Source organism: Moraxella sp. CTOTU48268 (assembly GCF_032069585.1).
GTDB classification, from domain to species: domain Bacteria; phylum Pseudomonadota; class Gammaproteobacteria; order Pseudomonadales; family Moraxellaceae; genus Faucicola; species Faucicola cinerea.
Genome location: NZ_DAMALV010000007.1, coordinates 12,256 through 30,007 on the forward strand (window position 1 = coordinate 12,256; position 17,752 = coordinate 30,007).

Below are 17,752 nucleotides of genomic sequence, written 5' to 3' on the forward strand. Positions count from 1 at the left end.
GCAAACGCTATGAAAACATCATTACAGTAATTAGAAAAAATGCCCGATAATAAGAAATAAGAAGGTTTTGACCCCGTTGGCATTTTACTACTTGCAATATGCCGATGGCGACAATGAATCGCCGAGTAGCCCTCGATAAAATCTTAATCATTGAAAACCATTTAAACTAATAGCGTTAGCGATAAACCATCACATTCAAATTACTCACGGGCTGAAGGTATTTTTCCATTAATGGCAAAATATCGTCATCAAAAATTTTGTCTTTTGGCAAAATGAGTTCATCACTTGCCAATATTGCCACACGGCGAATACCTTGATACCGTCCCCAATCAAACACAACTTTTTCTAACTTTTGTAACGCTGACACCATATACTCAACATGCGGCGGATCTTCGGCAAATTCTGTGATTGCCATATCCACGATGAACTGAGGCTTTGACAACGCCCCGCCGACTGCCATACCCGCCAAATCACGCTGCGGGGTAAACTGTAACACATCACCGAGCAACAGCTGCAAACGCTCACAGGCTTGCTTGTAAACGGTGTAATGCTCAGGATACAGCGATTGGTACTTAAGTAAGGTGCGATGACGAAAAACACCTGACACCGGGACGGGCATAATGAGCGCTTGATAGCGGTCTTGAAATAAGGTTTTTTTATCGACTTGGGTCAGCACTACTTAGCTTTCCAGTTACTTATTAGTGGTTATTTGTTGGCGGCTTTTTGCTGTTCAAGCTGTGCAACTTGCTGTTCTAGCAGCTGGATACGCTCTTCTTTTTTACTACTCAGCTCATTCATCATACGCAGCTGGTCTTGCATCATGGTTTCTTGCTCTTTTAGCTGCGCGCTCTGCTCTGACAGTCGACTCAGCTCTTCTTTGGCAATCGCCGGATCTTCAGGCAGTGTCGGCGCAAAAATTTCTTCTGGCGTGATTGCCGGTAGCGCTGCGGTCGCATGGGCTGAGCTAGAGTTAGCATCCACTGCGATGGTTGAGGCGGCAGGCAAGCTAGCGCTAGCTTGTGGTTTTACTATAGGCGCTGCAGTTTTGGGTATTGCGTGTGCTTGGGTCTGCATCTGTGATTGCTCAGTGGATTTGTTGGGCTCGCTTGACTGCCCCATAAAAAACCATGCTAAGGCAGCCAGTGCCAACCCTGCACCCACTAGCAACCCAAGTTGATTGCGTTTTTTTAATGTCCGTTTCGCTAGTGGTTGACTTGGCGGTCTTAAAAATGGATTTGGCGTCTGAGCGATAACCGCTTTACTTTCGGGTTTTGTTTTGGTTAATACAACGGGTGGCGTCGTTTCAATAGCCTCGATAGTCTCGATAATTTTTTTATCACTATTTTCATCACTACTTTGTGGTGCGATGGGCTGTGGTTGCGCGCTATGCTTGTCTAATTCTAGACTTAGTTCTAGGTCTAGGGCTGACTTAGCTTCTAGCGGTAGGTTATCAATATCAAATATCAGCGCATTATCGGTTGTCTGTGACGGTACGGGCTGTGACACTGTCGCTGTATTAGCAGTGTCTTGGAGAGTCACAGTGGTGTTGGGTTCAACATCGCTGGGTAGCTCATCCAAATCAAAATCATCAAAACTCAGCTTTTTGGGCGCGACAGTATGAGCTGCTTTTCTGTTATCTGCCGTATAGTCCGTTTTGCCATGAAGTAATTCATCTTCTAACTGGTTCAAATCAATGCTATCTAGCGAAAACGCATTTGTGATTGCTGTCGTTTCTGGGGATGTGTTTGGAGATGTGTCTGGAGATTTAGTCGCTTGCATCGGCGGCTGATTAGTTGTATCAAGCTGCGACGCATTATCTGACACGCCTGTCGTTGGATTTTCAGCCAGCTGTGATGATGGATGGGCATCTTCGCTAGTCGGGGCTATAGAGTCATTGTCTTTTTTTAGGCTAAATAATTTCATGTTGGGTCAATATCCCTATCCATGTCGGGCGGGTCAGATGTCTGTACGATTTCATGCTAGCGATGTATATGCCAAGCTGGCATGAAAACGATGGTGTACATTCGTTTGCTTGTTACTATAACAAACCGCAATCAAAAATAACAACGTTTGAGACAAAAACCTACTTTGACCGCCATACTTTGACCACCCTAATTGTATCAGGGACGCTTAAACTCGTTAACCTTGTCAAAATTTACCCAAACCGCTTAAACTTGGCTTATTTAAACCTAACAATACCTGCGCCATCGTCGCCATAATGAACGGTTTCCTGATGATTGGATTGCTGAATGTCAACGATCTCATCGGGTGTTGGGCGACGCTCGGTGTAGCCACATGCCGTACACTCGATATACTCATCATACTCGGGCTGATATAGCTGAATCTGAACAACTTTATCCAGTGCTTTGCAGCTTGGACAAGCCACCCCTGCCAAAAATTGACGTTTGGGGCGATTGGATTGATATCTCATAGTTTCTTCTTTTTACTAGCCTGTATTTTGACAACCGTGTTACCAAGCTTGGGTGTTGGCGTTATCGGTGTCATCGCTCAGCAGTTCATCATAGCTGCTGGTTAAAAATCCCGAGTGGCGTAACAGCGCATCAATACGGGCTTCACGACCGCGAAATGCCTCAAAGTTGGCTTTTGCAGATTGGCTACCGCCTTTGGCTAAAATGTTATCGCGGAACGATTTGCCAGCGTTTTTATCAAAAATACTGGTTTCTTCAAACTTGCTAAACGCATCGGCTGACAACAGTTCTGCCCATTTGTAAGAATAATACCCTGCCGCATAGCCCCCTGCAAAAATATGACTAAAGCCATTGGCAAAACGGTTATAACTGGCGGTCGGCATAATCGACACATCGGCACGCACGCTGTCGAGTAACGCCAATAACTGTGGATAGTCGGGTGCTGGGGTTTTGGCATGCAATAACAAATCAAATAACGCAAACTCCAGTTGGCGCAGGGTTTGCATGCCGCTTTGGAAATTTTTGGCAGCGAGCATACTTTGTAGCATGCTCTCTGGCAATGTCTCACCGGTATCGACATGACGGCTGATTAATGCAATCCCTTCAGGGTGCCATGCCCAGTTTTCCATAAACTGACTGGGTAGCTCAACTGCATCCCACTCGACGCCATTCACGCCTGCCACATCGCCCACATTCACTTCAGTCAGCAGATGGTGCAGCCCATGTCCAAACTCATGAAAGAGGGTTAACACTTCATCATGGGTTAATAAGCTGGGTTTGCCGCGCTGTGCACCCGTTGGCGCAGGGGTAAAGTTTGCCACCATAAAACAAACAGGTAACTGCTGATAACCGCTATCATCGTGTTGATAACGCGCTTGAAAGCCACTCATCCATGCGCCACCGCGTTTGCCAGGACGGGCATATAAATCAAAATAAAAACCACCGATAAGCTGCTGGTGTTCATCAAAAACTTGATAAAAACGCACGTCATCATGCCAGCGCTGTGTGCTTGCAGTTTTATCTTCAATCTGAATGCCATACAGTTTTTGCACAATCTCAAATAAGCCTGCGATGACCGTCGGCACTGGGAAGTACGGACGCACTTGTTCTTGCGATAGATTAAATTGACGTTGTTTAACTTTTTCTGCCAGATACGCCGTATCCCAAGGTCGCACCTCATCGCCCTCATCACCGATGCCAAACGCCAAACCTTCAACTTGCAGTTGTTTTAAATCCTGCATGGCAAAGGGTCGTGCTTTATCTGCCAAATCCCGTAAAAACTGCTCTACAGTGTCGACATTGTCCGCCATTTTGGTGGCAAGCGATAACTCAGCAAAATTGTCATAGCCCAACAACTGGGCTTTTTGTGCGCGTTTTGCCAAGATATCCGCCATAATATCGGCATTGTTAAATTCTGGCTGCGCTGACAATTCAGAGGCACGGGTGACATACGCACGATACAATGTTTCGCGTAACTCGCGGTCATCAGCATAGGTCATCACCGCAAGATAGACTGGAATATCAAGTGTCGCCACATAAGGCGTTGCCAATACTTGCTCAGGGAATTTTTCTGTGTATCGGTTACCCGCATCTGCCAGCATGGCAAGCGCAGATTCAGGCAGTCCTGCCAGTTGCGATTCGCTTAACGGTAAAAAGTAGCTTTGGGTAGCATCGAGCACATTATCGGAGAATTTAGCTGATAGCGTAGATAACTCGCTGGCAAGGGTGGCAAATTGCTGTTTTTGCGCCTCACCCAAACCCACACCGGATAACTCAAAACTTTGTAGCGCCAAGGTCAACGAGCGTTGTCTTGCCGGCTCTAAACGGTTAAAAAATGGCTGATCGCTCACCACACGCTGATAGCGTTGATACAGCGGGAGATGTTGACCAACCGCCGTGCCGTAGGCAGAAAGCGCAGGCAATAATGCATGGTGCAGCGCACGGATTGGCTCATCACTGACCACGCTATTTAAGTGCGATAGCAAGCCCCAACTACGGTCTAATGCCAAATTCACATGGTCAAAGGCGATGATATCATTTAGCGCTTGTTGGCTGCTGAGTTGTGCATCGTTAACTTGGCTATTAGCTTGTGCAGCTTCATCATCGAGCATAGTTAAAAACGCATGTCCATTCGCCAACGCCTCATCGATTGCCGTCTTGAGTCGCTCAAGCGCTAATTGATTAAATTCAACAAGGTGCAAATTTTTTGTCGGATTTTCTACATCGTTGGTCATACTGTTTTCCAATTTTTATTGCTCGTTGATGATTGAAAGTAAAAGTCGTCATTGCCCAAAATTTTAGCATAAAAACCGCAACGCTTGGCAAAGCCACCCCATTTTACTACATAGGTTTGCTACATACATTTGCGACATAAATGTCGACAACCATTATATTGTGACAATTTTTTGTCAAAACAAGCCAGCGGTACAATTTCACGTTAAAATAATGCCATGTTTATCACTGTGATTTTATTATGCGCTCACTAACACCTAAAAAAATAACACCTAACCCAGTAGCATCTAACAAAATAGTGTCTAACCAAGTAGCAGGCGCCCAACAACCAAAAAACAGTCTAATCATCACCAGTTATAACATCCATAAAGGCATGTCACCCCTCAATCGTTTTGTCAAAATGGAAGGCATCGCTGCTGCCCTTAACCAAGTGCAATCCGATATTATCTGTTTGCAGGAAGTCCAAGGTCAAAATCTCAAACGCGTGGTGAAATACAATGAATTTCCCCACCAGTCCCAACATGAATGGTTTGGCGAGTATCTACAGCTTGAAAACAGCTATGGCAAAAACGTCGAATATAACCACGGTCATCATGGCAATGCGGTGCTAAGTCGCCATCCGCTCGACCCCAAACACAATGTCAATATCACAGTGAGCCGCCTTGAGCAGCGTGGTGTATTGCACTGCGAAATCCAGCCCCAAGGCTGGCATACGCCCATCATCGTGCTTTGCGCGCATCTAAACTTAAGGGAAAATGACCGTGAAAAACAATATGAGGTGATAAGCCAGTATATCAATAACGAAATCGACCAATCCACGCCGCTGATATTGGCAGGCGACTTCAATGACTGGAAAAAATTATCCTGTCAAAAGCTTGGCTGTGACCTTAATTTACAAGAAGCCGTGCTGACCCACCATGGCAAATTACTGCCCACCTTCCCTGCCAAGCTTCCGGTATTAAGCCTTGACCGTATCTATGTGCGTAACCTACAAGTACACCGTGCTTGGGTGCATAAGGGACAACCTTGGTCAAATCTCTCTGACCATTTGCCAATTAGTGCCGAAGTCAGTCTGCTGCCAGATTAAACATTAACAGATTAAACTTGCATGATTTTTGCAGCAAGGTAGCATACCAAATTTTATAGACATGACTGTCAATTTTTGTCCTAGCGAAACCCGATTTGACGTTTTAAGCCACAGACTTTAGACGTCAGGCTTTAGACATCGGTTAGCCAAATTGACGCTACACTGGAAATTCTCATGCAACCAAAATTACTCATTATTTTTGCAATATTAGGCATCACCGCACTCGCCATTTTCAACCTAATATCATCACATCGTACCCAGCAAGTCATTGCGTCAAACCAAGCCAATAGTAGTACCGCCTCGGCGCCCTTAACCATACCATCAAACGATACGTCATTGATTGGCGAGCAGCCCAAACAAGTACTTGATAAGGCAACAACAGATTTGAATCAAGCCGCCCAAACGTCATCCAATAATTTGGCAAGCGCAGAAAAAACCACGCAATAATAACTTGACGTATTAGCTGCTAGTACCGCCAAGCAACACGGGTTAAAGCGCATCAAGTGGCTAATATTAAGTCGCTATTATTAAATAGCTAAGATTAAGTAGGCAAAGACGTTTTTTGTTCTAGCAGGTATTTGTCTCAACGATAAAAAAAGGGCAAATTGTATTGCCCTTTTTTTCATTAACGAGATTTGTTGCGCGCGTTACTTTTATTTTTAGCGCTTTTTGCTTTCCTAGTGCTCTCATTTGGCTTAGATGGCGCGTTGGGATTGGATCGAGCGTTAGGAGTGGATACCGTTTGCGATTGACCGCGACTTTTGCCTTTACCGCGATTATTAAATGACGATTTTTCCAGCTGTGCCACCAAATCAAAATCAATCTGCTGGGTCTCCATATTGACGGCAGCGACTTTGACACGGATTTTATCACCGATTCCAAACACCAGTCCTGATTTTTCACCAAATAACTGCTGCGCCTTGTCATCATATACAAAGTAATCTTCGCCCAAATGCGAGATATGAATCAAGCCATCAATGAATAAATCGGTAAGCGTCACAAACAGGCCAAAATTGGTCACTGTGGTAACCACCGCATCAAATGCTTCACCGATATGGTCTTTCATATAATGGGCTTTGAGCCACTGCTCAACAAAACGGCTGGCTTCATCGGCACGGCGTTCTGTCATTGAGGTCTGCTCACCCGCATCTTCTAGTGACCAATCTGGCAGCGGTGCCTTTTTGCCAGTCACTTTGGCTTTGATGGCACGGTGTAGCATCAAGTCGGGGTAACGGCGAATCGGTGAGGTAAAGTGGCTGTACTCTTCATACGCCAGCCCAAAGTGTCCGATATTGGTCGGTGCATAGTTGGCTTGCTGCATGGAGCGCAGTAGCACGCTATGGATACTAATCGCATCAGGGCGCTCGCGTGTCGCTTCAATGATACGCTGATAATCTGCCTGTGTCGGGTTTTCTTCAGGAAATGACAAACCAAAATGCTTCACAAAGTCACTGACACGAGCGGCTTTTTCTGCCTCTGGGGTATCATGATTGCGATACAAAACCGGCAATTCATGCTTAAGCGAAAATTCAGCCGCGCAGGTATTGGCAAGTAGCATCATCTCTTCGATGAGCTTATGCGAGTCACCACGCGTCCGTGCCACAATGGCGCTGATTTTGCCTGCTTCATCAAACTTGATATAAGTCTCTTGGGTTTCAAAATCCATCGCATGGCGCTGTTCGCGTTTGACCAATAGCACTTTGTACAAATCATACAGCACATCAATCGATTTTTTGACCGCTTTATTACCCGTGATAGTGACAGGCACTTCGGCTTTGGGCGTTTCCCCTTGCGCTTGGGCAAAATAATCATTGACTTGGTTATAAGTCAATCGCGCTTGAGAGTGCATCACGCTTGGATAAAACTGATAGCTGGTCACGTTGCCGCTACGCGATAGTATGATGTCGGCTACCATACACAAGCGGTCAACACTTGGGTTTAGAGAGCAAAGCCCATTGGAGAGTTTTTCAGGGAGCATCGGCACCACAAAATGCGGGAAGTACACTGATGTACCACGCTCATAGGCTTCTTGGTCAAGTACTGAGTTGGCAGTCACATAATGACTGACATCGGCAATCGCGACCACCAAGCGATAGCCACCGCCGCGACGTTTTTCAGCATAGACAGCATCATCAAAGTCGCGCGAGTCTTCGCCATCAATGGTGACTAGCGGTAAGGCTCGTAAGTCGATACGGTCTTGATAGTCTTTTTGCGTCGGCTCTTTATACGCATCGACTTGTTGCATGACTTTTGGGCTAAACTCATGGGGAATATCGTAATTTAGCAGCGTGGTTTTGATAATCAATTCACGCTCGTTATCATCGACCAAGCTTTCAGTAATTTTCCCTGTCGCGTATTCATGCTGGGTGGGATAGTCGATGATATCGACTTTAACGGGGTCACCAATTTTGAGTTGTAGCGCTTCGACGTTTTCTTCCGTCACCGTAATCGGTTGATGATTGTTTGGGCTAATGAGTTCTACAAAATAACCATCGTCATCTTTTGCAAGTTTACCGATATATTGTAGCTGGGCATGGGACACCACCGACAGCACACGACCCATCATACGACCACGGTTGTCGGTGCTAGTAGCGACGGCTTTTACTTTATCGCCATGAAATACCCAGCGCATTTCAGTTTCATTCAAAAATAAATCCGGCATATCCTCAAGCACCACAAAGCCAAAGCCTTTGGCATGGGCAGCGACCACGCCAGTCACGGCATCGTTCTCAGTCAGTGGGCGATAAATGTAAGGATTGCCACCGTCGGCATCACGGCTTAATTGTCCATCCCGCAGCATGGCTTTTAAGCGGTTGCCCAGTGCGTCGTATTCGTTGTCATCTAAATCAAAAATCGTCGCAAGCTCGTGTTGGGTAGCTTGTCCGCGCTCAAGTAGGGTTTGCAAAATCAGTACACGGCTTGGAATCGGGTTGTCATAGTTGGCTGCTTCAACAGCGGCATTGGGGTCTTGCCAATTTTTCATATTGTTGTCGTCTTTTCTTATCATTTAAAATTTATCATTTAAACTTTGTCATGCAAATTATTTTATCACCTTCGTTAAATGCTAGGGGAAGTATTATCCATCATAGCGATAAAATCATGTTAAAATTTTGTTGCTCAGCTTAGCTTTAGTTCAGGCTCTAGCTCAGCTTAGGTTGATTTAGGCTTTATTGCATTGTATATGGGTGCGTTGCAAGCGTTTTTAAATGGTTGGTTTTAATAATGGTTCATTTCAAGTTTTAATTAAGCTTTAATTTTAATATAGCTGGCTTCAATAATGAGTGTTCAATGGCTAACAATGAATCGCCACAGTGACATAGACAGTGACATAGATTGGTCAAAAAAATAACAGAGGGGAACCCATGAAAGCAAGAATTTTAGCCGTTGGACAAAAAATGCCAGCTTGGGTGCAGACGGGATTTGATGACTATCATAAACGTATTCAGCCTATGCTCAGCACCGAAATCGTTGAAATCCCTGCCTGCAAACGCGCCAAAAACCCTTCGCCTGCCGAACTTGAAAAATATGCCATCACCGAAGGCGGGTTAATTCTGCAAGCGCACCAAGCCAAAAATTCAGCAGGCAAACGCGAACAGCTGATTTGCCTAGACGTCCGCGGTAAGAATCTATCAACTGAAGATTTAGCGGCTAAAGTTGGCGAAGCCATGCAAATAGGGGATGACATGGCGTTTGTAATTGGAGGTGCTGATGGCATTTCAAAAGAGGTATTAGCCCATGCGACATTCAAATGGTCGCTGTCCAATCTTACCTTGCCGCATCCGCTCGTGCGTGTGCTACTGATGGAACAGCTGTACCGCGCTATGACCATTATCTATCATCATCCGTATCACCGCGGTGATTATTTTTAAGTTTTTCCAGTTAACCTGTTATGTTTGATTATGTATGAAATCGCTGACATGGCTTGTTTTTGCGAATTTTTCCCTTATTTAACCTATTAATCCTTTTTAGTTAATCCTTATTAATTCGTTATCATTTCTATTTATCACTGCAACTTTAAGAAAATTGATGGAAAAAACCGAAAAACAACCAATCAGCCTGCAGCCATTTTTACCCCAAACACCGTACCAGCTTTATACCTTGCCCAGTTTGTTTATCTCACATGGGGCGCCGACGATTGCCATCGAAAACAACCGTACTACCCAAGCGCTGAATAAATTTGGGCAAAATCTGCCAAAACCGCGCTTGATTATCATCATCTCTGCGCATTGGCAAAGCCAGCATCTAGAAATCAATGGCAATGCGGCGCCCGCTACTTGGCATGATTTTAGCGGCTTTCAAAAAGCGCTTTATACAATCGATTATCCTGTCAAAGGCGATAGCCTGATTGCTGAGCAGCTGGCACAGCAGTTGCAGGCTTTAGGCGTTAGCACGTCGGTCAATCGACTGCGTCCATTTGATCATGGGGTATGGTCACCACTGGTGCATTTGTATCCGCAGGCAGATGTGCCGATTGTGCAGCTTTCGCTGCCGCAGCATTTTGATAGTTATGCGTGTTTTCAGCTGGGTGCTTTATTGGCGCCACTACGGGCAGAGCAAGTCTTAATCATCGGCTCTGGCAGTGTCACCCATAATTTGGCGCAGGTACAGTTTGATAGTGGTGAGGTGGATGCTGAGGCACGTGAATTTAAATATTGGTTGATTCATAAACTCAAACAACATATGCCAACGGCTTTAGATTGGCGGTCACATCCATTTGCCCATCACAATCACCCCACCCCTGAACATTTATTGCCATTATTTTTTGCGGCAGGCGCAGGCTCAAAGATGAGTATCGTGCATGAAAGTTTTGCTCATTTTAGTTTGGGTATGGATGTGTATCGGTTTGATTAACCCTTAGTCCACATCCGCCACATCAAGATTTTTGTCGATTTGAAATACCAAAAATGCACCAATAGTCATGAGCATAAACATGGTAATACCTAGCTTGGCAACGGGATTAAAGGGCAGGATATTTAATAGTAATCCGCCAAAAATACCGACGACAAAGTTGAGTGAGCCTTGCAAGGCACTCGCCATGCCAGCGCGGCGTTTTTGAAATGCCAAAGCAATGGCACCTGAATTGGGCTGAGTAAGTCCTAACCCTGCAATACAACAAAAAATGCTGGCGAGCACCAACGGCAGCCAAGCTTGCGTGCCAAAGACTAAGCCTAGCAGCATCAAACACGCTGCCGCGATTACTTGCATCACCGCCCCAAAGCGCAGCAAGCTGACTAGACGATAACGGTTCACCAGCCATTGGTTGACCTGTGTCAACCCAATAAAACCTGCCGCATTCATCCCAAAAATCCAACTAAAATGCTGCGGCGTCACCCCATACCCTTCCATAATTAGCTCAGGTGCCGCGCTGATATACACAAACATCGAACCCATCAGCAGCCCTGCGCCAATCGCAGGATAATTAAACTGGGTATCTTTGAGCAAATCCCAGTATTGACTGAGCACGTCATTCATCGGACGGTTGTTGCGAAACTCATCGGTCAAGGTTTCATGCAGAAACAGCCGGGTCAGCACGATATTTAAAATACCAAACCCCGCCAAAAACCAAAAAATCACCCGCCAACTGGCGACTTTTAACAGCAACGACCCCAAGCTTGGTGCCAAAATCGGTGCAATCCCCATCACTAGGACCATCAGCGAAAATGCCTTTGCCATTTGCTTGGGATGCAAGCGGTCACGAATCATCGCCCGCGACACCACTGTTCCCACACACGCGCCTAATGCCTGTAGCGTTCGTGAGATAAATAACACGTATTCATTGGTGGTGGTGGCACACATCACCGAAGCAATCACATACAGTACCATGCCCACATACAAGGGCTTGATGCGCCCAATTCGATCCGAAATCGGACCATAAAACAACTGCCCGACCACCAAGCCCACAAAATAGGCAGGCACCGAATTGGACATAAAAGCCGTTGCCACGCCAAAATCTTTTGCCATACTGGGCAAGGCCGGCAAATACATATCAATCGACAGCGGGCCGATGGCGATAATCAACCCCAAAATCATAATCCAAACGGTTGGATAGTCTAAGTCGTGCGATGGCTGTTGTGGTTGCGGTAGGTTCATAGTGATCAATTTAAATAAAAAAGCGCGTCTAAATAAAAAAGTAGGCAAAAATCATAAGTCGGCTATTATAAACAAATTTTACTAAAATATTTTTCGTTATCGTTTAGTTTATGTGAGCAATCAACCATGCAGGTTGGCTAAAACACAGCATAAAAAAGGCAGCCTTTGCTACCTTTTTTAGCGAATACCTTGACAGCTTACTGCAAAAAAGTACCCAAACGTTGACCCATTGTCACCGGCACTGAATTATAAAGACCTGCGGCCCAAGCCATGCCTGCTGATTTGGGTAGTACCACAATCGCCGTTGAGCCCAAATAAAACCGCCCAAGTTCATCGCCTTTTTTCAACGTCATTTGATGGGTTTGACGCTGCACGCGATCGCTACGTTTGATTTTGCCTGTGGCAACTGTTTCAATCCCCGCTACAATCATCGCCCCGACTAGCACAACACAAGCTTTCCCAAATTCGGTATCAAACACACACACGCAGCGCTCGTTACGGGCGAACAAATCGGTAATGTTTTCAGCGGTCTCATTATTGACCGAGAATAGCTGTCCTGGCACATAGATGGTTTCTACCAAAGTACCGTCAAATGGCATATGCACGCGGTGATAATTGGTCGGTGCCAAATACACGGTGACAAAACTCCCCTCTTGCATGGCTTTGCCAAGTTCATAATCCGCGAGCAATTGCCCGACTTCATACGATTTGCCTTTGGCTTGCAGGATTTGGTCTTTATCGATTTGCCCCAATTGCGATATCATGCCATCTGCAGGACAGATCAGCGCATCTGGGTCATCATCAATCTTGCGCGCGCCATCTTTGAGCTCCCGGGTAAAAAAATCATTAAAACTGTCATACTGAGAAAAGCTACCGCGCGCATATTCCTCTAGCTTGATGCCATACACCGAAGCGAAGGTACGAATAAAGGTTTTTTTCACCATCGGATGACGGCTTTGGGCAAGACGACCTGCGATTTCACTGATTTTTCGTTGTGGGACAAGCGATTGTAACGTCGTAAACAAGGTCATAAGTTACTCGAGATTGGCATTTTAAAGTTAGCTTATTATAATCAAAATCCCCCTTAGAATCACGGTATATTAAACACTGGGCTACGAGCTAAGCGACAAGCTAGCTGTTAAGTTAAGCCGCTTACGCTCAAACTGACAGATAGGAAAAATCATGAAAGCAGTACTACAACGGGTGAAATTTGCCAAAGTAGCAGTTAACCACACGCCTCACCCACAACAAATCGTTGGCGAGATTGCACACGGCGTACTTGTCTACCTTGGCCTTGGGCATGATGATACGCTTGCGATGGGGCAAAAAATGATTGATAAAATCCTCACCTATCGCGTATTTGAAAATGAACAAGGCAAAATGGATAAAAACGTGCAAGAGGTTAATGGCGGCTTACTGTTAGTATCGCAGTTTACCCTCCTTGCCAATACCCAATCGGGTAGGCGTCCTGATTTTAAGCCCGCGATGGCGCCCGACACTGCCAAAGCTTTGTTTGCGCAGATAGTAGCGTATGCCAAGACGCAATATGCAGCCGTGCAAACAGGCGAATTTGGCGCAGATATGCAAGTCAGCAGTTGCAATGATGGTCCGATAAATTTTATTTTTGAACTGTGATGCGACCTGTGTTAAGTATCAAAAATTGAGTCAAACGCCGAACTTTTTACAAAACCACAAATAAAAGCCATAAAAGCTTATCATTGTCATTTTTTTGTCATATTCTGAAGTTGTAATATGGGCATTGTAATATTGTTGTCATAAAATTATTTTGACAAACAGTAGCCTATTTTTATCGCTTGAGAAATTTATGAAAAATGAAACTATTTTGGTAGTGGAAGATGAGCCTGCCATTCGAGAAATGATCGTGACCACACTAGAGATGGCAGGATTTGATTGTTTGCAAGCCTCAGAAGTCTCTCAAGCCCATCATTTGGTGGTCGATCATCGTCCTAACCTCATCTTATTAGACTGGATGCTACCCAATGGGCTATCAGGCATTGATTTATGCCGCCGCCTGAAAAAAGATGAAATGCTCTCTGAAATTCCTATTATCATGCTCACTGCCAAAGGCGAAGAGGACAACAAAGTTCAAGGACTTGACGCTGGGGCAGATGACTATATCACCAAGCCATTTTCCACCCGTGAATTGGTTTCCCGTATCAAAGCGGTATTACGCCGTAGTAGCGCATTGTCAGGCGAAAAACCCATTGATGTGGGCGGCTTGTTGCTAGACCCTGCCAGTCAGCGCGTGAGTGCCAATAACAAAGCGGTAGATATCGGACCGACAGAGTATCGGCTACTTGCTTTTTTTATGAGTCATCCCGAGCGGGCTTATACCCGTACCCAGCTACTCGATCAAGTGTGGGGTGGCAATGTGTATGTCGAAGATCGTACCATTGACGTGCATATCCGCCGCCTGCGTAAAGTGCTTGAGCCATTTGGGTTTGCGGACTATATCCAAACTGTACGTGGCACAGGCTATCGTTTTTCTAATAAAATCGACTAACAATAGCCTGATTAATCGCATTGAAATTTTTGCCAACTTATCCCAACTTCGCTATAGTAAGCTTTCTCAATGGATGCTAGAAAAATTAATATGTGGGCGAGCATTTTACGCGTGGTGACAGTTGGGGTTGCCGGGCTGTTGATTGGCGGGCTATTAGGGTTTTGGGGTTGGGGACTGGCGATAGGGCTTTGCCTGTATCAGCTATATTTTTTATGGTCGATACAACGGTTCAAAGCGTGGTACAACAAAAACCCCGATGAGCCGCCGCCTGCATTTGAGTCCAACCTTAGTGTCGTTGCCAGCAATATCTACCAAGTCAATCGCCAAGAGAAATTGGCGCATCAGCAAACCGTTTCGCTGGTGCAAAAAGTGCGTGACTCGCTGAGCGCATTGCAAGACTCGATTATTCTGATTGATAAAAACGACTGTATCGAATGGTGGAACAACTCTGCCGAGCGGCTTTTTCAATTTAAAGCGCCCGACCAAGGTCGCAATGTGTTGACCATTATTCGCAACCCGCTTTTTCATCAATATTATCACCACATTGAAGACTATCCCGATGGTGTGCGTATCCATAACCCGTCTAATATCGAGCGCTATGTGCAGTGCAAGATTACCAAATTTGGGCAAGAAAAATTACTGCTGATTTATGATGTCACCCGTTTTCAGCACTTAGAACAGATGCGAAAAGACTTTGTGGCAAATGTTTCGCATGAACTTCGCACGCCGCTTACCGTCATCATGGGGTATGTAGAGACTTTGAGTGAACAGCCTGAGTTAGATCCGCGTATTGCTCGTGCGTTTACTCAGATGATGCAGCAAAGTCAGCGCATGAATAACATCATCAATGACTTACTGTTATTATCTCGACTAGAGAACGATGAAAAGCCCGCTGAGCCCAAAGATATTGATATTCCCAAAATGCTGATGCAATTGTTTGACGATGCGCAGATGTACAACAAGTCATACGACCATATGATTCATTTGCATATCGACAGCACGTTACATATTTTGGGTTATGAAGATTATCTGCGAAGTGCGCTCAGTAACTTGATTACCAATGCCATGAAATACACCCCAAAAGGTGGTGAGATTAGTATTAGCTGGCATGAGTGTGACGCGGGGGTATGTTTTAGCGTGACCGACAATGGCATTGGTATCGAGCAGCGCCATATTCAGCGCTTAACCGAGCGTTTTTATCGCGTGGACACGGGTCGAAGCCGTGAGACAGGCGGAACGGGTTTGGGGTTAGCAATCGTCAAGCATGTCTTGTATCAGCATCATGCCACCTTGGATATTACATCCACAGTTGGCAAAGGCTCGACCTTCACTGTGACCTTTCCAAAATCTGCCAGTATTCCAACCCAATCCCTTAATCCTGTAAGCCCACAAAGTTAAAATTTACTTGTGGCTGACGCCCTTGCATGATATCAGCAATCGCTTTTGCTGAGCCGTTCGAGTGCGTCCAGCCCAAAGTGCCATGTCCGGTGTTGAGATACAAATTATCAATACGTCCTTGGCGATTGACCGCGCGACCGATAATTGGCACATTTGACGGTGTCATCGGTCGCAGCCCTGTCCAATAATTTGGCTGAGTCAAATCTACCGCATCCCCAAACACCTCTCCTACCCGCCGCGTAATCGCTTGGCAACGAACGGGATTAAGCTCAAGGTTAAAACCGTTAAATTCAGCCGTTCCTGCTACTCGCAAGCGATCGCCTAAGCGCGAGTATACCAGCTTAAACTCATCATCAATCAAGCTCACATAAGGTGTCTCATCGGGTCGCACTACGGGGTACGTGGCTGAATAGCCTTTGGCAGGATAGATGGGTAAATTGATACCCAATGCTTTGACTAAGGCAGGACTATAACTCCCTAACGCCAGTACATACGCATCCGCAGACAGTATCTGTGACTGCGCTGGCAAAGCGGTATTGTCTCTGCTATCAACGGACATTACTTCCACACCGTCAATGTGTTGGTTATGATAAATAAGTCGTTTGATGGCGGTATTAAATAAAAATGTTACCCCTTGCTGCTGACAAATTGCGGCCAAGCGATGAGTGAATTTTTGGGCATCTCCTGATTCATCAAGTGCGGTATAAGTCGCCCCAACCAACTCTTTGCCAATACCAGTTAACGCAGGCTCTAATTGTATCGCTTTATCCACACTAATTACTTGCCGATCACAACCCAATTGCTGCATCCGCTTAGTGGGTGCTATCGCTGCCTGAAACTCAGCATGATCGGTATAAAAATGCATAATACCGCGTGTCAGACAGTCATAATCAATGCCCGTTTGCGCCCTAACCTCCCCCAGTACTTGCCGAGAGTATAATCCTAAATTAACCATCTGCACCAAATTAGCATCGGCACTTTTCGCATTGCACTGCTGCAAAAACTGCCGACCCCATCGCCACAGCGCCATATCAGGGGCTGTATCTTGTCCCGCGTTGCCCGATAAACCCAACAACCGACGCCAGCGAAACAACAATGGCGCATCTTCTCGAAATAACCATTTTAGCGCTTTATAGGGTGTATCAGGATTTGCCCAAGGCGTGGCATGTGACACAGATATTTGCCCACCATTGGCAAACGATGTTGACAATGCCGAACTACTTTCACGCTCGATTACCGTTACCTCAAACCCTGCTTGTCGAAGCTGCCAAGCAGTGGTGACACCCACCACCCCTGCACCAAGCACGATTACCTGCTTTGTCATAACTTGCCTTACTGTCGTTAGCTGATGAATATCTATAGATAAAAAATGTAGATTGACTAGCAATCAATAAAAAGCCCCCAATTATCATGGAGGCTTTTTTTCATTTATAAATAACATGGGCTGAAATTTTAATCTATCAGCTTTTTTACAAACCGTTATTTGCTTAATTTACTGCTGATTTCACGTAGCAATAGTACTTCTTCTGAAGGTTCTGGTGCAGCCGCTTCTTGTGCTTCGCTTTGACGGCGTAGGCGATTCATAGCTTTCACCAACATAAAAATGATAAATGCCAAAATAATAAAGTTGATTAAGATGGTGACAAAATTACCATATGCAAATACAGGCACACCCGCTTTTTTCAGTGCATCATACGTCATAGCCGTGCCTGCAGGTACATCACCTAACACCACAAACATATTGGTAAAGTCGATTCTGCCGCCCATAATCGCAGAGATAATCGGCATAATAATATCTTCTACCAATGACGTCGTGATTTTACCAAATGCGCCGCCGATGATGACACCCACAGCCAAATCCATCACGTTGCCTTTGAGGGCAAACTCTTTAAATTCTGACATCATACTCATATTACTTCTCCTACCTTCAAAATAGTTGCTACAATCGTTGACTAAAAAGCCCTTATTATCATAAGGAATTGTATAAAATTT

General features: G+C 45.3%; 16 protein-coding genes. 7 read left to right on the top strand and 9 right to left on the bottom strand.

Annotation, left to right across the window (positions count from 1 at the left end; genetic code table 11):
- Positions 1-175: 175 nt before the first annotated feature.
- The 4 genes from RT143_RS03835 to RT143_RS03850 all read right to left on the bottom strand — a co-directional run bounded on the left by RT143_RS03835 (position 176) and on the right by RT143_RS03850 (position 4,663).
- On the bottom strand, positions 176-676 hold the full coding sequence (locus RT143_RS03835) for a hypothetical protein (RefSeq protein ID WP_313091297.1): 501 nt from the start codon (positions 674-676) through the stop codon (positions 176-178).
- Positions 677-705: 29 nt separating this feature from the next.
- Entirely contained in the window at positions 706-1,923 is a 1,218-nt protein-coding gene (locus tag RT143_RS03840; protein ID WP_313091299.1) for a hypothetical protein, read from the bottom strand.
- A 256-nt stretch (positions 1,924-2,179) separates the two neighbouring features.
- On the bottom strand, positions 2,180-2,431 hold the full coding sequence (locus RT143_RS03845) for a YheV family putative metal-binding protein (RefSeq protein ID WP_100285209.1): 252 nt from the start codon (positions 2,429-2,431) through the stop codon (positions 2,180-2,182).
- A 39-nt stretch (positions 2,432-2,470) separates the two neighbouring features.
- Positions 2,471-4,663, bottom strand: a complete 2,193-nt coding sequence (locus RT143_RS03850) for a M3 family metallopeptidase (protein WP_313091302.1) — start codon at positions 4,661-4,663, stop codon at positions 2,471-2,473.
- A gap of 296 nt (positions 4,664-4,959) precedes the next feature.
- On the opposite strand from RT143_RS03850, the gene RT143_RS03855 reads away from it, so the two are divergent.
- Together RT143_RS03855 and RT143_RS03860 are read left to right on the top strand one after the other, a co-directional pair.
- Positions 4,960-5,748 (top strand): endonuclease/exonuclease/phosphatase family protein, encoded by a 789-nt coding sequence (locus RT143_RS03855; RefSeq protein ID WP_313091303.1) that lies wholly within the window; start codon positions 4,960-4,962, stop codon positions 5,746-5,748.
- A 174-nt stretch (positions 5,749-5,922) separates the two neighbouring features.
- Positions 5,923-6,195 carry a hypothetical protein gene (locus RT143_RS03860; RefSeq protein WP_313091304.1) on the top strand — a complete coding sequence of 91 codons (273 nt, stop codon included), beginning with the start codon at positions 5,923-5,925 and terminating at the stop codon, positions 6,193-6,195.
- A gap of 178 nt (positions 6,196-6,373) precedes the next feature.
- On the opposite strand, the gene rnr is transcribed toward RT143_RS03860, so the two are convergent.
- Positions 6,374-8,755 (bottom strand): ribonuclease R, encoded by a 2,382-nt coding sequence (gene rnr / locus RT143_RS03865; RefSeq protein WP_313091306.1) that lies wholly within the window; start codon positions 8,753-8,755, stop codon positions 6,374-6,376.
- 355 nt (positions 8,756-9,110) lie between these two features.
- Here rnr and rlmH point away from each other — a divergent pair, with 355 nt between their 5' ends.
- The gene (rlmH, locus tag RT143_RS03870; RefSeq protein WP_313091307.1) at positions 9,111-9,617 is read left to right on the top strand and encodes a 23S rRNA (pseudouridine(1915)-N(3))-methyltransferase RlmH; all 507 of its coding nucleotides are present in this window, start codon (positions 9,111-9,113) and stop codon (positions 9,615-9,617) included.
- Positions 9,618-9,774: 157 nt separating this feature from the next.
- A complete protein-coding gene (locus RT143_RS03875) occupies positions 9,775-10,599 on the top strand; it encodes a DODA-type extradiol aromatic ring-opening family dioxygenase (protein ID WP_313091309.1) in 825 nt (274 codons plus the stop codon).
- A gap of 3 nt (positions 10,600-10,602) precedes the next feature.
- Here the strand turns inward: RT143_RS03875 and RT143_RS03880 are convergent, their stop codons facing one another.
- Positions 10,603-11,838, bottom strand: coding sequence for a multidrug effflux MFS transporter (locus RT143_RS03880; RefSeq protein ID WP_313091311.1), 1,236 nt, complete (start codon positions 11,836-11,838; stop codon positions 10,603-10,605).
- A gap of 197 nt (positions 11,839-12,035) precedes the next feature.
- Positions 12,036-12,869 carry an archaetidylserine decarboxylase gene (gene asd, locus RT143_RS03885; RefSeq protein WP_313091313.1) on the bottom strand — a complete coding sequence of 278 codons (834 nt, stop codon included), beginning with the start codon at positions 12,867-12,869 and terminating at the stop codon, positions 12,036-12,038.
- A 151-nt stretch (positions 12,870-13,020) separates the two neighbouring features.
- On the opposite strand from asd, the gene dtd reads away from it, so the two are divergent.
- From dtd to phoR, 3 genes are all read left to right on the top strand, one after another.
- Positions 13,021-13,473: a D-aminoacyl-tRNA deacylase gene (dtd, locus tag RT143_RS03890; protein ID WP_313091315.1), complete on the top strand. Its 453-nt coding sequence runs from the start codon at positions 13,021-13,023 to the stop codon at positions 13,471-13,473.
- A gap of 190 nt (positions 13,474-13,663) precedes the next feature.
- Positions 13,664-14,362: a phosphate regulon transcriptional regulator PhoB gene (phoB, locus tag RT143_RS03895; protein ID WP_313091316.1), complete on the top strand. Its 699-nt coding sequence runs from the start codon at positions 13,664-13,666 to the stop codon at positions 14,360-14,362.
- 90 nt (positions 14,363-14,452) lie between these two features.
- Complete coding sequence (phoR, locus tag RT143_RS03900) at positions 14,453-15,760, top strand: phosphate regulon sensor histidine kinase PhoR (protein WP_313091318.1); 1,308 nt, start codon at positions 14,453-14,455, stop codon at positions 15,758-15,760.
- On the opposite strand, the gene RT143_RS03905 is transcribed toward phoR, so the two are convergent.
- Both RT143_RS03905 and mscL read right to left on the bottom strand, forming a co-directional pair.
- Positions 15,735-17,147 carry a D-amino acid dehydrogenase gene (locus RT143_RS03905; protein WP_472796618.1) on the bottom strand — a complete coding sequence of 471 codons (1,413 nt, stop codon included), beginning with the start codon at positions 17,145-17,147 and terminating at the stop codon, positions 15,735-15,737. The genes phoR and RT143_RS03905 overlap by 26 nt on opposite strands.
- Before the next feature lie 92 nt (positions 17,148-17,239).
- Positions 17,240-17,671, bottom strand: coding sequence for a large conductance mechanosensitive channel protein MscL (mscL, locus tag RT143_RS03910; RefSeq protein WP_036595296.1), 432 nt, complete (start codon positions 17,669-17,671; stop codon positions 17,240-17,242).
- Positions 17,672-17,752: the final 81 nt, after the last annotated feature.

Coding starts and splice junctions, on each gene's coding strand:
- RT143_RS03840 (WP_313091299.1), bottom strand. CDS start 1,923: ATGAAATTATTTAGCCTAAAAAAAGACAATGACTCTATAGCCCCGACT.
- RT143_RS03845 (WP_100285209.1), bottom strand. CDS start 2,431: ATGAGATATCAATCCAATCGCCCCAAACGTCAATTTTTGGCAGGGGTG.
- RT143_RS03850 (WP_313091302.1), bottom strand. CDS start 4,663: ATGACCAACGATGTAGAAAATCCGACAAAAAATTTGCACCTTGTTGAA.
- RT143_RS03860 (WP_313091304.1), top strand. CDS start 5,923: ATGCAACCAAAATTACTCATTATTTTTGCAATATTAGGCATCACCGCA.
- rnr (WP_313091306.1), bottom strand. CDS start 8,755: ATGATAAGAAAAGACGACAACAATATGAAAAATTGGCAAGACCCCAAT.
- rlmH (WP_313091307.1), top strand. CDS start 9,111: ATGAAAGCAAGAATTTTAGCCGTTGGACAAAAAATGCCAGCTTGGGTG.
- RT143_RS03875 (WP_313091309.1), top strand. CDS start 9,775: ATGGAAAAAACCGAAAAACAACCAATCAGCCTGCAGCCATTTTTACCC.
- RT143_RS03880 (WP_313091311.1), bottom strand. CDS start 11,838: ATGAACCTACCGCAACCACAACAGCCATCGCACGACTTAGACTATCCA.
- asd (WP_313091313.1), bottom strand. CDS start 12,869: ATGACCTTGTTTACGACGTTACAATCGCTTGTCCCACAACGAAAAATC.
- dtd (WP_313091315.1), top strand. CDS start 13,021: ATGAAAGCAGTACTACAACGGGTGAAATTTGCCAAAGTAGCAGTTAAC.
- phoB (WP_313091316.1), top strand. CDS start 13,664: ATGAAAAATGAAACTATTTTGGTAGTGGAAGATGAGCCTGCCATTCGA.
- phoR (WP_313091318.1), top strand. CDS start 14,453: ATGTGGGCGAGCATTTTACGCGTGGTGACAGTTGGGGTTGCCGGGCTG.
- mscL (WP_036595296.1), bottom strand. CDS start 17,671: ATGAGTATGATGTCAGAATTTAAAGAGTTTGCCCTCAAAGGCAACGTG.